Source organism: Peribacillus sp. SIMBA_075, from assembly GCF_046534585.1.
Genome location: NZ_JAWRYN010001376.1, coordinates 1 through 244, shown reverse-complemented (window position 1 = coordinate 244; position 244 = coordinate 1). Strand labels below are relative to the sequence as shown.

The following is a 244-nucleotide window of genomic DNA, read 5'->3' as shown; positions in this document are numbered from 1 at the left end:
AAAGCGATTAAACCGAAGTTTGAAGAAATGGCCCATACATTAAACCAAATCAATAGCGGCATTGAAATCGTCGCAGTCACCAAGCAAGTCGGCATCGAAAGAACGCAGGAAGCTGTCGATGCGGGCATCCGCCATCTTGGAGAAAACCGTCCTGAAGGGCTCAAGCTCAAACATGCAGAGATTCGTGGCGAGGTCGTCTGGCATTATATCGGCACGCTGCAGTCGCGGAAAGTCAAAGAAGTGG

At 50.0% G+C, this 244-nt stretch carries 1 pseudogene; it reads left to right on the top strand.

From position 1 onward, the window contains the following. Window positions 1-244: pseudogene (locus SB775_RS32840) on the top strand (YggS family pyridoxal phosphate-dependent enzyme); the annotation flags it as partial.